1 pseudogene is annotated in these 262 nt (G+C 69.1%); it reads left to right on the forward strand.

Going from position 1 to position 262, the window contains the following annotated elements:
• Positions 1 to 262 (forward strand): annotated as a pseudogene (locus tag QP415_RS12040) (type II secretion system F family protein); the annotation flags it as partial.

Here is a 262-nt window from a genome sequence, read left to right on the forward strand (position 1 = left end):
GGATACCGATGCTGCTCTGACCTGCGACCTCGCCTCCGCCGGGCTTGCATGCGGTGCGGCGATCCCGCGCGTCCTCGATGCGCTCGCATCGGCTAGCTCATGCGAGTCTCTCTCCTGGACGGCCTGCGCATTGCGGCTTGGGTCTATGTGGGGCGAGGCCTGGGAGGAGACCCCGGCATGGGTGCACCCGCTGCGAGACGCCCTCGAATCCGCCTGGACCAGCGGCAGCGCACCGGAAACGATGCTTGCGCGCAGTGCCTCC

Source organism: Pauljensenia sp. UMB3104 (assembly GCF_030217285.1).
Lineage (GTDB): Bacteria > Actinomycetota > Actinomycetes > Actinomycetales > Actinomycetaceae > Pauljensenia.